General features: G+C 50.3%; 10 protein-coding genes. 6 read left to right on the forward strand and 4 right to left on the reverse strand.

Annotated elements, in window-relative coordinates:
• Positions 1-81: 81 nt before the first annotated feature.
• Positions 82-2,367, forward strand: coding sequence for an NADP-dependent malic enzyme (locus H8S65_RS09940; protein WP_186929839.1), 2,286 nt, complete (start codon positions 82-84; stop codon positions 2,365-2,367).
• A gap of 50 nt (positions 2,368-2,417) precedes the next feature.
• On the opposite strand, the gene H8S65_RS09945 is transcribed toward H8S65_RS09940, so the two are convergent.
• Positions 2,418-2,990 carry a flavodoxin family protein gene (locus H8S65_RS09945; RefSeq protein WP_186929840.1) on the reverse strand — a complete coding sequence of 191 codons (573 nt, stop codon included), beginning with the start codon at positions 2,988-2,990 and terminating at the stop codon, positions 2,418-2,420.
• A gap of 269 nt (positions 2,991-3,259) precedes the next feature.
• Here H8S65_RS09945 and H8S65_RS09950 point away from each other — a divergent pair, with 269 nt between their 5' ends.
• Entirely contained in the window at positions 3,260-4,627 is a 1,368-nt protein-coding gene (locus H8S65_RS09950; RefSeq protein WP_186929841.1) for an MATE family efflux transporter, read from the forward strand.
• Here H8S65_RS09950 and bamJ read toward each other — a convergent pair.
• Complete coding sequence (gene bamJ / locus H8S65_RS09955; protein ID WP_494546181.1) at positions 4,624-5,064, reverse strand: BamJ family beta-barrel-assembly machinery protein; 441 nt, start codon at positions 5,062-5,064, stop codon at positions 4,624-4,626. The two genes, H8S65_RS09950 and bamJ, sit on opposite strands and share 4 nt — an antisense overlap.
• 92 nt (positions 5,065-5,156) lie before the next feature.
• Here bamJ and H8S65_RS09960 point away from each other — a divergent pair, with 92 nt between their 5' ends.
• From H8S65_RS09960 to H8S65_RS09975, 4 genes are all read left to right on the forward strand, one after another.
• A complete protein-coding gene (locus H8S65_RS09960) occupies positions 5,157-6,560 on the forward strand; it encodes an efflux transporter outer membrane subunit (protein WP_186929843.1) in 1,404 nt (467 codons plus the stop codon).
• 33 nt (positions 6,561-6,593) lie between these two features.
• Positions 6,594-7,709 carry an efflux RND transporter periplasmic adaptor subunit gene (locus tag H8S65_RS09965; protein WP_186929844.1) on the forward strand — a complete coding sequence of 372 codons (1,116 nt, stop codon included), beginning with the start codon at positions 6,594-6,596 and terminating at the stop codon, positions 7,707-7,709.
• 6 nt (positions 7,710-7,715) lie between these two features.
• The gene (locus H8S65_RS09970) at positions 7,716-10,838 is read left to right on the forward strand and encodes an efflux RND transporter permease subunit (RefSeq protein WP_186929845.1); all 3,123 of its coding nucleotides are present in this window, start codon (positions 7,716-7,718) and stop codon (positions 10,836-10,838) included.
• 261 nt (positions 10,839-11,099) lie between these two features.
• Positions 11,100-12,566 (forward strand): catalase, encoded by a 1,467-nt coding sequence (locus tag H8S65_RS09975; RefSeq protein ID WP_186929846.1) that lies wholly within the window; start codon positions 11,100-11,102, stop codon positions 12,564-12,566.
• Positions 12,567-12,622: 56 nt separating this feature from the next.
• Here H8S65_RS09975 and fmt read toward each other — a convergent pair whose 3' ends face one another.
• Together fmt and H8S65_RS09985 are read right to left on the reverse strand one after the other, a co-directional pair.
• Entirely contained in the window at positions 12,623-13,597 is a 975-nt protein-coding gene (fmt, locus tag H8S65_RS09980) for a methionyl-tRNA formyltransferase (RefSeq protein ID WP_186929847.1), read from the reverse strand.
• 3 nt (positions 13,598-13,600) lie between these two features.
• Positions 13,601-15,388, reverse strand: a complete 1,788-nt coding sequence (locus tag H8S65_RS09985; RefSeq protein WP_186929848.1) for a chloride channel protein — start codon at positions 15,386-15,388, stop codon at positions 13,601-13,603.
• Position 15,389 lies beyond the last annotated feature (1 nt).

A 15,389-nucleotide genomic window follows, 5' to 3' on the forward strand; every position in this document is an offset into this window, starting at 1 on the left:
TTGACACCATATTCATAATAATTTGTTACTTTTGTGCGCAATTTTCGAAAGACAAACAATAAATTAAAAACTATAAAGTCTATGGCTAAGATCACGAAAGAAGAAGCACTCCGCTATCATGCGGAAGGCAAGCCGGGAAAGATAGAAGTCGTTCCCACCAAGCCCTATAGTACCCAGATGGATTTGTCGCTGGCTTATTCGCCCGGCGTTGCCGAACCCTGCCTGGAAATCGAAAAGAATCCGTTGGACGCTTACAAATATACTTCTAAAGGAAACCTGGTAGCTGTCATTTCAAACGGTACAGCCGTATTGGGATTAGGAGATATCGGCCCGTTGGCCGGCAAGCCGGTGATGGAAGGAAAAGGATTGTTGTTCAAGATATTTGCCGGTATCGACGTGTTCGACATCGAAGTGAATGAGAAAGACCCTGACAAGTTTATCGAAACGGTAAAGGCCATCGCCCCTACTTTCGGCGGCATCAACCTCGAAGATATCAAAGCTCCCGAATGTTTCAAGATCGAAACACGCCTGAAAGAAGAGCTGGATATTCCGGTCATGCATGACGACCAGCACGGGACAGCCATTATCTCCGGTGCAGGCTTGATCAATGCGCTGGAAATAGCCGGGAAGAAGATCGAGGATGTGAAGATCGTGGTAAACGGCGCCGGAGCCGCTTCCATCTCTTGCACGAAACTATACATAATGTTGGGGGCAAAGAAGGAAAACATCATCATGTGCGACAGCAAGGGCGTTATCTCCACACATCGTACGGATTTGAACGAATCCAAGAAATTCTTCGCTACCGACCGCGACATCAAGACATTGGCGGAAGCCGTCGTCGGAGCCGACGTGTTCTTAGGATTATCGGTTGCCAATGTGCTGACAAAAGAGATGGTTCGTTCCATGAACACGAACCCGATCGTGTTCGCTTTGGCTAACCCGAATCCGGAAATCTCGTATGCCGACGCAATGGCTTCACGCGACGATATCATTTTCGCAACAGGCCGCTCCGACTATCCGAACCAGATCAATAATGTATTGGGATTCCCCTATATCTTCCGCGGCGCACTGGACACGCATGCCAAAGCGATCAACGAAGAGATGAAATTAGCCGCCGTTTACGCCATCGCCGAATTGGCCAAAGAGCCGGTTCCCGATGTGGTGAACGCTGCCTACAAACTGAAACGGACGACTTTCGGACGTGATTATATCCTGCCGAAAGCGCTCGACCCGCGACTCCTGACCCGTGTTTCCTGTGCCGTTGCCAAAGCAGCGATCGAATCGGGCGTATCCCGCCGGACGATCACCGACTGGGAAGGATATGCAAACCACTTGCGCGAGATGATGGGATATGACAACAAGCTGCTCCGCTCGTTCACCGATATGGCTAAAGCCAATCCGAAACGGGTGGTATTTGCTGAAGCCAACCATGTCAATATGCTGAAAGCCGCTGCCGAAGCGAAAGCCGAAGGTATCTGCATCCCTATCCTCTTAGGCAACGAAGAACGTCTGGAAAAGATCGCAGCAGAAGAAAACATCAGCCTCGAAGGTATCGAAATCGTCAACCTCCGCCACGACCGCGAAACGGAACGCCGCCATCGGTATGCCAAGATCCTGTCTGACAAGAAAGCCCGCGAAGGCGTAACGTATGCAGAGGCTTGCGAAAAGATGGTAGACCGTAACGCATTCGGTATGATGATGGTTGCGACAGGCGATGCCGACGCTTTCGTGACGGGCGTTTACAGCCGCTACTCCGAAGTGACCAAGATGGCAGAACAGATCATCGGTATCCGTCCGTCTTATACGCATTTCGGCGCCCTGAATATCCTGACTTGCAAGAAAGGTACGTTCTTTATCGCCGACACGCTGATCAACCGCCATCCGTCGACAGAAGTATTGATCGATATCGCCCGCCTGACCCAGGATGCCGTGAAGTTCTTCGCGCATGAACCGGTTATGGCGATGTTGTCATACTCCAACTTCGGTTCCGACAAGCAGGGCAGCCCGCTGAAAGTCCACGATGCGATCGACTACTTGCACAAGAACTATCCGGATATGATGGTAGACGGCGAAATGCAGGTCAACTTCGCTCTGGACAAGAAACTGCGCGACGAAATGTATCCGTTCAACAAGCTCAAAGGCAAAGATGTCAACACGCTGATCTTCCCGAACCTGAGTTCCGCCAACAGTGCCTACAAGTTGCTCGACACTCTCGGCATCAGCGAAACGATCGGCCCGATCCAGATGGGTTTGAACAAGCCGATCCACTTCACCGACGTAGAAAGCTCTACACGCGACATCCTGAACCTGACCACCGTTGCTGTTGTCGACGCAATTGTGCAGGAGCAGATTGATAAAGGGGAATAAGTAACTACATAAAAAAGGCGATGGGATTTAGGTTCCATCGCCTTTTTCTTTTATAACTTCCGGATCAGACTCCGGCATCGTGCTTCTTCTCTTGCGGAAAGGGTTGGGTTCTTTTTTGTGCCTCCCTTTTGAATTACGCCTTTCACTTTAAAACCGCTCCATTTAAGGATTTCTTTTAAGGCTCTGACAACACCGCGGGTCTGATTAAAGAAGATATTCCAAGGATAAGGAGTCGTACAGGTACTCACAATCACCGCTTTTTTCCCTTTATGCAACCCGATCGGAATACCGTATTCCGTTTCTCCCATCATTCCGTACACCATCCGGTCAAACAACATCTTCAAATGTCCGTTCAGGTTTCCCCAATAGCAGGGCGAACCAATGACGATGGCATCGGCGGCCTTTATCTGATCGAGTGTCCGCACCGCATCATCCTCCGGCAAACAACATTTCTCATGGGTACGGCAATGCATACATCCAATGCAAGGGCGAAACGCCAGATCGCTCACCCGTATCTGCTCCACATGATGTCCACAAGCTACGGCCTCTTCTCCCATTATATCCATCATTCCGGATATCAATCCGCGACGGCGGGGACTGGCGTTGATAATTAGTATATTCATATTGAAATCAATACATGTTTATTTTTAAAGTACAAAGTTACGATGAATAAATTAAACCATGCCGGCTTCATCCGGAAATAAATAACATGCAACAGTCCACAAAAAGATAAATCACCTTTTGCCCGGCATACTCATGGTGGCGCGTATGATCGCTATTGCCTACTTTTATGCTAAAGTATTCGAACGGTGATAAGTAAATTTTAAGCGTTAGCCGAACAACTATTACACCTTTTATCTATCTTTACGCCCAAATTGTTTAGGTATCACGTATGGCAACTACTACTAAAGAGATGACGACAGGGGCTCCCCTACCGCTTATCTTCAATTTTACGATCCCGCTGTTGCTTGGGAATATATTGCAGCAAACCTACTCGCTTATAGATGCGGCTATTGTCGGAAAGTTTTTGGGAATTAACGATTTGGCCGCAATTGGGGCAAGTACATCGGTCGTATTCCTGATTCTGGGATTCTGCAACGGATGTTGTTGCGGGTTCGGGATTCCGGTCGCACAAAAATTCGGGGCGAGAGAATATGAGACAATGCGCCGGTATGTGAGCGTCAGTCTGCAGCTGGCAACCCTGATGTCGGTGGTTATTGCAATCCTGACCTGTATCTATTGTGCAGATATCCTGCGAAGTATGCGGACACCGGATACCATCTTTCAGGGAGCTTATTATTATCTGTTGGTTACGTTTATCGGAGTACCTTGCACATTCTTCTACAACCTGCTATCCAGCATCATACGTGCACTTGGAGATAGTAAGACACCGTTCTGGTTCCTGCTTTTCTCGACAATACTGAATATCGTGCTCGATCTTTTCTGCATCCTCGTATTAGGCTGGGGCGTCTTGGGAGCCGGTATTGCTACCGTTGTTTCGCAAGGCATATCGGCGTTGTTATGCTATTTCTATATGTACCGGCATTTCCCGATTCTGAAAGGCACTGCCGACGACCGGAAATTCCGTATGCCATTGGCTAAGAACCTGCTATATATCGGAGTACCGATGGGGCTTCAATTCTCCATTACTGCAATCGGCAGTATCATGCTGCAAAGTGCCAATAATGCGTTGGGAACCGCCTGCGTTGCGGCCTTTACTGCTGCTATGCGAATCAAAATGTTCTTTATTTGTGCCTTCGAAAGCCTGGGTATCGCGATGGCTACTTATACGGGACAGAATTACGGAGCCGGCAAACCCGAACGTATCTGGCAAGGTATCAAAGCCAGCACTCTGATGATGATGGTGTATGCCGTCTGTACTTTCACGATATTGATGTTTACATCAGACAAGATCTCCCTGTTATTCGTTGACGCTTCCGAAACGGAAATACTAAGAGACACCGTATTATTCCTGCACGTATCCTGCTACTTCTTCCCGATTCTGGGGCTGCTCTGCATCTTGCGCTACACCATACAGGGAGCGGGATATACCAATCTGGCCATGCTTTCCGGCGTGTCCGAGATGATTGCCCGTACGTTGGTCAGCATCTATGCCGTACCGGTATTCGGATTCCTCGCCGTATGTTATGGTGATCCGGTAGCCTGGGTAGCAGCAGACTTATTCCTCGTTCCGGCATTTATCTATGTCTATCGCAGATTGAAAAGGAGAAAAGGAGCATCCTCCTTACTCTCCGCTTAGGCTATACCCAACAATTCCACCTCAAATATTAAGGTGGAAAAACCGGGAATCGGGCCCGATGTACGTGTACCATATCCCAACATATAAGGGATATAAATCATCCAACGATCGCCGACATGCATCCGTCGAAGCGCTTCCTGCCATCCCTCGATCACCTGGTTCAGGCGGAAAGCCTCCGGGCAGCCGCGCTTCCAGGAGCTATCGAATTCGCGTCCGTTAATCAGCATCCCCCGGTAATGGACGGAAACTACACTGTTCAATTCCGGCGAAACTGTACCTGTACCCTTTTCTATCTCCTTATACAATACGCCACAAGGAAGTTCTGACACACCGTCTTGTCCGGCCATTTCGCTCATGAATTGTAGATTTTTCTCCTTATATTCTTCTTTCTTTGCCATCGCTATTTTTAATTGATTCCGGTACAAAGATAGGGGCATTCTCTTTATAAAATAAACAGAAAGAAATAAAAAGAGGCAAACAATTATACGGCAAGTCTGTTCTTTAATGGCTAAATCTAAACAAAAAAGTTATGCACATACGTACATGGTGTTATGCTGTGCTCTGCCTGTTCCTGCCGATAACGCTGCCGGCACAGAAAGAGCACAAATACCTGGATCACGCATTACCGGATGCGTGGCAGGAAAACGACAGTGATTTTCAACAGACATTACCGGTAGACGACCAGTGGTGGAAAAATTTCAACGATCCCACACTGGACTCGCTGATTGAAGTAGCCGTGAAGCAAAACTACTCCGTACTGATGGCGGCAGACCGTATTGCTATGGCAAAAGCCAATCTGCGCATACAACAGGGCAGTTACTCGCCAACCCTGGGACTCGCTGCCGGCTGGACCCGGCAACAAAGCAGCGGCCATACAAGCAGCCTGCCGCAGACAACAACCCAATACAGCGATGCCGCCCTCTCCATGAACTGGGAGATCGATGTATTCGGAAGCATCCGCAACCGCGTAAAGGCCCAAAAGGAGAACTTTGCAGCCTCCAAAGAGGACTATAACGCCGTGATGGTTTCCCTCTGCGCACAAGTGGCATCCGCCTACATCAATCTACGGGAGCTGCAACAGGAAATGGAAGTTGTCAAAAAGAACTGTCAATCGCAACTGGCAGTCGTCAAGATCACAGAAAAAAGATACGAGACAGGGCTTGTCTCGAAATTGGATGTCGCACAGGCCTTATCCGTTTACTACGACACAAAAGCCTCCCTCCCCATGCTGGAAGCCGGAATTATCCAGTACACAAACGCTTTGGGCGTACTGATGGGACTCTATCCCTGGGACGTCCGGAAAATTATGGAAACGCGGAAACCGCTACCGGAATATATCGAGACGGTCGGTATCGGCATTCCCGCCAACCTGCTGTTACGCCGGCCGGATATCCGGGCTGCCGAACGCCTGGTGAATGCACAGGCCGCATCGCTCGGAGCCTCCAAATCAGACTGGTGGCCGAAGGTTTTCGTCAAAGGATCGGTGGGCTTCGCTTCCCATGATTTGGACAAACTGGTAAACCATAACAGTTTCACCTACGAGATCGCCCCGGCTATCTCCTGGAATTTCTTCCAGGGGACGAAGTTGGCACAGGCGACACGGCTGGCAAAAGCCCAGCTCGACGAGTCGATCCGGCAATTCAACCAGGATGTACTGACAGCTGTCCAGGAAGTGAACAATGCCATGAATTCCTATAAGAACTCGATCAAGCAGATCGTCGCGCTCCGGGAAGTCGTCAATCAGGGGAAACAAACGTTGGAACTTTCACTCGACCTCTATAAACAGGGGCTTACTCCTTTCCAGAATGTACTGGACGCACAACGCTCCCTCCTCTCCTACGAAAACGAACTGACACAAGCCAGAGGATCGTCCCTCTTGAGCCTGATCCAGCTTTATCAGGCGTTAGGCGGCGGTTGGGAGATTGAAAATTAAAAATCAAGAATTAAGAATTAAAAAATAAGAGAGATGAAGACTGCTATTAAAATAGGGATTATGGGATTGTCCATCGTCCTGCTTGCCGGGTGTAAAGAGAAAAGTCACCAGACGGAGATGCCGGCCCCTTCCATCAGTGTAGCGACGCCGGTCGTGCGAGACATCACGCTCACAAAAGACTATCCGGGCTATTTGAGTTCCGACCGCATGGTCAACCTGGTAGCGCGCGTGAACGGATATCTGCAATCCTCGCAACTCGTGCCGGGCGCAAAAGTAAAGAAAGGCGACCTGATATTCGTGATCGAACCGGAAGTGTACCAAAATAATGTCACCCAGGCGGAAGCCGCGCTAAACACGGCAAAGGCCCAGGTCGAATATGCCCGCAGCAACTACGAACGCATGAAAGAAGCAGCCAAAAGCGGGGCTGTCAGCCAAATACAGGTCTTGCAGGCCGAATCGACCGCAGCGGAAATGGAGGCATCCGTGCATAATGCCGAAGCTGCTTTGAAAACAGCCCGGACCAACCTGGGCTATTGCTACATCCGGGCTCCCTACGACGGGCGTGTCACCCGTGCAAGCTATGATGTGGGCAACTATATCAACGGCGCTGTCCAACCCGTCACATTGGCTACATTATACAAAGACGACATCATGTACGCCAACTTCAATATCGAAGACAACCAGTTCATGCGGATGAAAATGATTGCCGCCCAGAACGATCCGAACGTCAAGATGCCTACCCATGTTTCCATACGCCTCGGACAGGACGGACGGCAAAGTTATACCGGGACACTCGACTACCTCTCTCCCAACGTCGACCTGTCGACCGGTACGCTGAACGTCCGCGCCAATCTCGAAAATAAAGACGGCGAATTGAAAAGCGGGCTGTATGTTACAATCACCTTGCCCTACAGCGAACAGAAAGACGCTGTCCTCGTGCGCGACGCCTCTATCGGGACCGACCAGTTGGGAAAATTCCTGTATATAGTGAACGACTCGAATATCGTACGATACCGCCATATCGAACCCGGACAGTTGGTGGACGATACGCTCCGGCAGGTCATCAGCGGTATCCGCCCCGACGAACGGTATGTGACAACCGCCCTGCTGAAAGTCAGAGACGGTATGAGTATTAAGCCTATAAAATAAAAAGCTATGGTAAAATTCTTCATAAACAGACCGATATTCGCTACCGTCCTCGCCCTGATCCTGGTGGTAGCCGGATTGGTCACGCTACACATACTTCCCATCGCGCAATATCCGGAAATCACGCCGCCGACCGTACAGGTATCGGCTTTCTACCCAGGTGCGGATGCGGAAACAGTAGCGCAGACCGTAGGATTGCCCATCGAACAACAGGTAAACGGTGTAGATGGAATGCTTTATATGAGTTCCAATTCATCCAGTTCCGGAGCCTATTCACTAACCATCACGTTCGCTGTCGGTACGGATATCGACATGGCGACCGTCATGGTGCAGAACCGTGTCAGCATTGCACAAAGCAGTCTGCCGGAAGCCGTGATCGTACAAGGCATCACCACCAAGAAGCAATCGTCCAACATCGTTATGATGCTGACGCTAAGCTCCCGTGACTCCACTTACAGCGGGCTGTACCTGAGCAACTACGCCAGCCTCAACATGACGGACGAACTGACGCGTCTGCCGGGTGTCGGCTCCGTCAGTGTCATGGGAGCCGGAAGCTACAGCATGCGTATATGGCTCGATCCGAACGCCATGCGCATCCGCAACCTCACGCCGGATATGATCTTCCAGGCGATCTCGACACAGAACACACAGGTTTCGGCCGGTTACGTCGGGCAACCGATAGCCAAAGCCGACAATCCGTTCCAATACACACTGACGGTAAAAGGCCGTTTGACGACTCCGGAAGAATTCGGGAACATCATCCTCCGTACGGAAGAGGGCGGCAAGATACTCCGCTTGAAAGATGTCGCCCGTATCGAATTAGGCAGTTCTTCCTACAATGTCACCTCCAAACTGAAAGGACAGCCGAGTGCCGCCATAGCCATTTACCAACTCCCCGGTTCCAATTCGCTGGAAGTGGCCAAAGGGGTACGGGCCAAAATGGAACAGTTGGCAGACAACCTCCCGGAAGGCGTCGTCTATGATGTGACACTGGACACGACACAGGTAATCAATGCCTCCATCGACGAAGTGCTCGTCACTTTCCTGGAGACGACAGCCCTCGTCATACTGGTTATCTTCCTGTTCCTCCAGAATTTCCGTGCCGTTATCATCCCCTGCATCACCATCCCCGTCTCCCTGATCGGAACACTGGCGGTCATGTCGGCCTTAGGATTCTCGATCAATACGTTGACCTTGTTCGGGTTGATCCTGGCCATCGCGATCGTGGTGGATGATGCGATCGTGGTGGTGGAAAACTCGTCGCGGCTGATGGATACGGGGAAATATACCGCCCGTGAAGCCGTGACCGAAGCTATGGGTGAAATTGTCGGCCCGATCGTAGGCGTCGTGCTGGTATTGCTGGCGGTCTTTATCCCGACGACCTTCATCAGCGGTATCTCCGGCCAATTATACAAACAATTTGCCCTGACAATCGCTGCCGCCACCGTCTTAAGCGGGTTCAACTCGCTGACGCTTACGCCGGCCCTGTGCGCCCTGTTCCTGCAAGCGAACAAAGAACCGAAATTCTTTGTATTCAAAGCCTTCAACAAGGTGTTCGGCAAAACCCAGAAAATATATGACGACATCGTCGGCCGCATGCTGAAGAACCCGTTTGTCACGATGGTGATATTCGGGATCATAACGGCCATTGCCATCGTCATGTTTATGCGCTGGCCGACCACTTTCATCCCGGAAGAGGATGACGGTTATTTCCTGATATCCACCCAGCTCCCGCCGGCAGCCAGCCTGAACCGTACGGAAGCAGTCGGAAAGCAGATCGACAAGATCCTCGACAGCTATCCTGAAATCAAGACCTATATCGGAGTAAACGGTTTCTCTATCATGGGTGGCGGCGAACTCTCGAACGCAGGGACCTATTTCGTGATCCTGAAAAACTGGAACGAACGAAAAGGCAAAGAACATACCGCCTCGGCTGTCGTAAACCGTTTCAACCGCGAAGCCTACGGCATCCAGGAAGCACAGATATTCGCAATGGTCCCCCCTGCAATCCCCGGATTGGGAGCTTCGGGAGGCCTGCAACTCCAATTGGAAGACCGTAATAATCTGGGTCCGACGGAGATGCAGCATGCTATCGAAACACTGCAAGCCACGTACCGGAGCAAGCCGCAATTGCTCAGCCTTTCGAGCATGTACCAAGCCAACGTCCCCCAGTATAACCTGGCTATCGACCGCGACAAGGTGCAATTGCTCGGCCTGCAGCTCAACCAGGTTTTCGCGACTCTAAGCTACTATATGGGAGCCGCCTATGTAAACGACTTCGTCGAATTCGGGCGTATCTACCAGGTCAAGATCGAAGCCAACGACCAGGCTCAAAAGGTTATAGACGACGTGTTGCACCTGAGCCTCGAAAACAATTCCGGCAAAATGGTTCCTTTCTCCGCCTTTACGGAGGTGAAGGAGCAGTTGGGACTGGATCAGATCAACCTGTATAATATGTATAAGTCGGCATCCATTACCTGCATAACCAATCCGAAATATAGTTCCGGTGAAGCGATCCAGGCTATGGAAGAGCTCGTCCAGGAGCAGTTAGGCAATAATTTCGGATATGAATGGACATCCGTCGCTTACCAGGAAACGAAAGCCGGCTCGACCACCATGCTCGTCTTTGCAATGGCCCTTTTGGTTGCCTTCCTGGTTCTCTCCGCCCAGTATGAAAGCTGGACAAGCCCGATCGCCGCCATCATGGGACTTCCGATCGCCTTGTTAGGAGCCATTTTGGGATGTTTCGTCATGGGTGTCCCGGTCAGCATTTATACGCAAATCGGTATCATCCTGCTGATCGCCCTCTCTGCGAAGAACGGCATCCTGATTGTCGAATTTGCCCGTGACTACCATAAAGCCGGCAATCCGATACGCGAATCCGCGCTCGAAGCCGGCCATGTCCGTCTGCGCCCGATCCTGATGACTTCATTCGCATTCGTCTTAGGGGTCATGCCTCTGCTGTTTGCAACAGGAGCCGGAGCCGGCAGCCGTCTATCCTTAGGAGCGGCAGTCGTTTTCGGTATGGCGGTAAACACCATTTTTGCAACGATGTTTATCCCCAGCTTCTACGAGTTGATGCAATTATTCCAGGAAAAGGTATTGGACAAATTCAGCCGGAAACAGAAATAAACCGGACACCGACAAGACCAAATACACGGGGAGGTATGTCAAAACTCCATATTGACTTTACCTCCCCCCCGTATTCGTTTATATAGCCGCACCCGGCCAATATAGAACAAGTTTATACAGGCATTGAAATTACCTATTTGACAAGTGTTTAAGAACATCTTACTTTTACGGCATAGTCAAAAACAATATCTGTATGAAAGTAGTTTTATATAAAAAGACAAGATATAATCTGACCGAATTACAGGCTAAAAAAACATCCGTATGAATGACAAAAAACTAACGGCTGCCAACGGCCGCCCCGTTGCAGACAATCAGAACACACAGACAGTAGGTCCGCGTGGACAGGTCTTATTGCAAGACCCGTGGTTAATTGAAAAGCTTGCCCACTTCGACAGGGAGGTTATCCCTGAAAGACGAATGCACGCTAAAGGTTCCGGTGCTTACGGCACATTTACCGTTACGCACGACATCTCCCGGTACACAAAAGCCGCTATATTCAGCGAAGTAGGCAAAAAGACAGACTGTTTTGTCCGCTTCTCCACCGTAGCCGGCGAACGGGGGGCTGCCGATGCCGAACGCGATATTCGTGGCTTTGCCATGAAATTTTATACAGAAGAAGGCAACTGGGATTTAGTAGGAAACAATACCCCTGTATTCTTCCTCCGCGATCCGTTAAAGTTCCCCGACCTTAATCACGCCATCAAACGCGATCCGAAGACAAACATGCGCAGCGCCAACAACAACTGGGATTTCTGGACACTTCTTCCCGAAGCCTTGCACCAGATCACCATCACCATGAGCCCGCGCGGTATTCCCTATTCCTATCGTCACATGCACGGATTCGGGAGCCATACCTACAGCTTCATCAATGCCGATAACGAGCGTATCTGGGTGAAATTCCATCTGAGAACGATGCAGGGAATCAAAAACCTGACCGACCAGGAAGCCGAAGCGATCATTGCCAAAGACCGCGAATCGCACCAGCGCGACCTTTTCGAAAGCATCGAAAAAGGCGACTTCCCGAAATGGAAGTTCCAAATCCAATTGATGACAGTCGAAGAGGCAAACAGCTATCGCATCAATCCATTCGATTTGACAAAGGTATGGCCGCACGGCGATTTCCCGTTGATGGACGTGGGGGTTCTGGAGCTGAACCGCAATCCGGAAAACTATTTTGCCGAAGTCGAACAAGCCGCCTTCAACCCGATGAATATCGTAGACGGCATAGGGTTCTCTCCTGACAAGATGCTGCAAGGCCGACTCTTCTCATACGGAGATGCACAACGTTACCGCTTGGGAGTCAACCTGGAGCAGATCCCGGTAAACAAACCGCGTTGCCCGTTCCATGCTTATCATCGCGACGGAGCCATGCGTGTAGACGGAAACTACGGTGCAACCAAAGGATACGAACCTAACAGTTACGGCGAATGGAAAGACACGCCCGAAAACAAGGAGCCGCCCTATCCCGCCAACGGTCCTATCTACAACTATAACGAGCGCGAATATGACGATGATTACTACAGCCAGCCCGGTGCCCTGTTCCGCCTGATGCCTGCCGACGAACAACAATTGCTGTTCGAAAACACCGCCCGCCAGATCGGAGGAGCCGAGTTGTTCATCCAGCAACGTCACGTACGCAATTGCTATAAGGCAGATCCGGCTTATGGCAAAGGTATCGCCGATGCATTGGGAATCAGCCTCGAAGATGCGTTGAAGGAAACCAGATAAATAAAAATATCTACCAAGTAAAAAGGATTGCCTCATCGGGGACAATCCTTTTTTTATTAATCTACTTTATATTCTCCTATCTGCTTGAAACCGTTCAGGAAGTCCGTAACCGGTAAACGTTTCTTACCTGCCAACTGAACCGACAGCAGGCGCAGATAGCCGTCTTCTACCGCTACATCCATATAGTTCTTCGTGTCTGTCATAATCGTTCCGACAGGGTGATTATGTGCGGCAGGATGTTTTTCTGCCTGGTAGACCTTCAATACGGTGCGCACGCCCTCCGGAGAAACGATTTCGGTCCAGGCTGCCGGATAGGGAGACAGGCCGCGGATGAAGTCATAAATCTTTTTCACCGGCTGATGCCAGTCGATACGGCAAGTTTCTTTGAAAATCTTCGGGGCGGGACGGAGTTCGGAAGGATCTTTATAGAATTCTTCCTGAGGGACGGCATCTGTTTTTCCTTCCAACAGCAAATCGACGGTTTCCAACACCAACCCGGCTCCCATTGTCATCAGGGAGTCATGGACAACGCCCACATCATCCGTATCGGCAATAGGCAGATGCTTCTGGCGGATGATCTTGCCTGTGTCGATCTCGTGGGCCAGGAAGAAGGTAGTCGCACCGGTTTCCGTATCTCCGTTGATCACCGCCCAGTTGATAGGCGCAGCTCCCCTGTATTGGGGAAGCAAAGAGGCATGGAGGTTAAACGTTCCTAAGCGAGGCATATTCCAGACAATCTCCGGCAGCATGCGGAAAGCGACGACGATCTGCAAATCCGCCTTCAAAGCACGCAGATCGGAAAGAAAAGCCTCATCTTTCAATTTTTCGGGCTGGAGCACCGGCAATCCTTTCGACAGGGCATATTGCTTGACGGGGCTTGCCTGCAAGACACTGCCATGACGACCGACCGGCTTGTCCGGCATCGTTATCACCCCTACTATATTATATCCGCCCTCAACCAGGGCGCGCAGGCTCTCCACTGCAAAATCGGGAGTACCCATATAAACGATTCGTAAATCTTCTTTCTTCATTTTTTAATCTCCTGAAAAGTTTTCAACCAGCACTTCGCGGTATGAATTAAATATCTTCGATTTGGACATAAAGCCGATATATCGTCCTTCCTCGTCTACGACCGGCAGGTTCCAGGCTTTCGTATCGTCAAAGATACGCATGATCTGCTCCATCGGCGTCCCTACCTGAATCTTGGCAGGCGCCGAGACCATAAACTTGGATACATGGAACCGGTTGTATAACTCTGGGCGGAACATGATGTTCCGGATATTGTCCAACTGAACAAGCCCTAACAGGATTCCCCGTTCGTCGATAACCGGGAACGTGTTCCGTCCGCTCTTGGCAATCACCTTCACCATATCTCCCAAGGACATTTCGGGAGAGACGGTCAGGAAATCACGCTCGATCACACTGTCGGTATTCAGCAACGTCAGCACGGCACGGTCCTTATGATGGGTGAGCAACTCGCCTTTCTGGGCCAGGCGCATCGAATAGATGCTGTGCGGAAGAAACATCTTGATCGTGATATAGGAGCTCACAGATACGATCATCAGCGGAAGGAAAAGGGCGTATCCGCCGGTCAGCTCGGCAATCAGGAAGACACCCGTCAGCGGCGCATGCATGACGCCGGACATGATTCCCGCCATTCCTAATAAGGCGAAGTTCTTCTCCGACAGATACATCGTAAAGGGGAAATAGTTGGACGCATGAGCAAACACGAACCCGGCGATACATCCTAAATACAAACTGGGAGCAAATATACCGCCGCAACCGCCGCCTGCATTCGTCGCGCTCGAAGCAAAGACCTTAAACAGGAGGATCAGCGTAAGGAATATCTGCAATCCCCAATAGGTTTCGTTCAGGCCGTAGAACATGCTCTTATCCATTATATGGGAGAACTGCCCGTTCAACAAAGACGAAATCGTGTCGTAACCTTCACCGTAGAGCGGCGGGAATATGAAGATCAGCACACTCAACATGATCCCCCCGACCACGAATTTCTTCCAGTAATTATTCAAATTCCGGTACATCCCTTCGATCCGGTTCATAACCTTAGTAAAGTAAAGAGACACCAAGCCGCAAAAGACACCTAACAGCAGCACATAGGGAATACGCTCGATCACAAACACTTCGGTCTGAGAAAAGGGGAACATCGCTTCCGTACCTGTAAAGATATAGGAAACAGTAGCCGCCGTCACCGAAGTGATAAGCAAAGGCAAAACCGATGTCATTGTCAAGTCCAGCAACAAGACTTCCACCACAAACACCACCCCGGCAATCGGAGCTTTGAAAATACCGGAAATCGCGCCGGCCGCCCCACAGCCGACCAACAGCATCAGGGTCTTTTGCTCCATGCGGAACAGGCGGCCTAAGTTGGAACCGATCGCCGCCCCCGTCAACACGATAGGAGCCTCCGCCCCGACCGATCCGCCGAAGCCGATGGTGACGGAACTGGCTACAATGGAAGTCCAGGTATTATGAGGCTTGATACGGCTCTTCCGTTGGGAAATGGCATAGAGTATCTTCGTTACCCCGTGGCTGATATCATCCCGTACGATATATTTTACAAACAAACCGGCAAGCAAAATACCGATCACCGGATAGAGCAGATACAGGTAATTCGCCCCATCCTGATTGAAATTGCCTGTCAGAAGATGTTGTATAAAGTGGATGATCGACTTCAGGATAATAGCTGCCGCTGCCGTACAGATACCCACCAGAAAGCTAACGATCAATATGAAATGCTTCTCTTTTATATGCCTGTCCCGCCATAGCAGGAGCCGATAGAAAAATTGAAAATTATCCTTCATA

It is taken from the genome of Parabacteroides hominis, from assembly GCF_014287585.1.
In the GTDB taxonomy this organism is placed as follows: Bacteria; Bacteroidota; Bacteroidia; order Bacteroidales; family Tannerellaceae; genus Parabacteroides; species Parabacteroides hominis.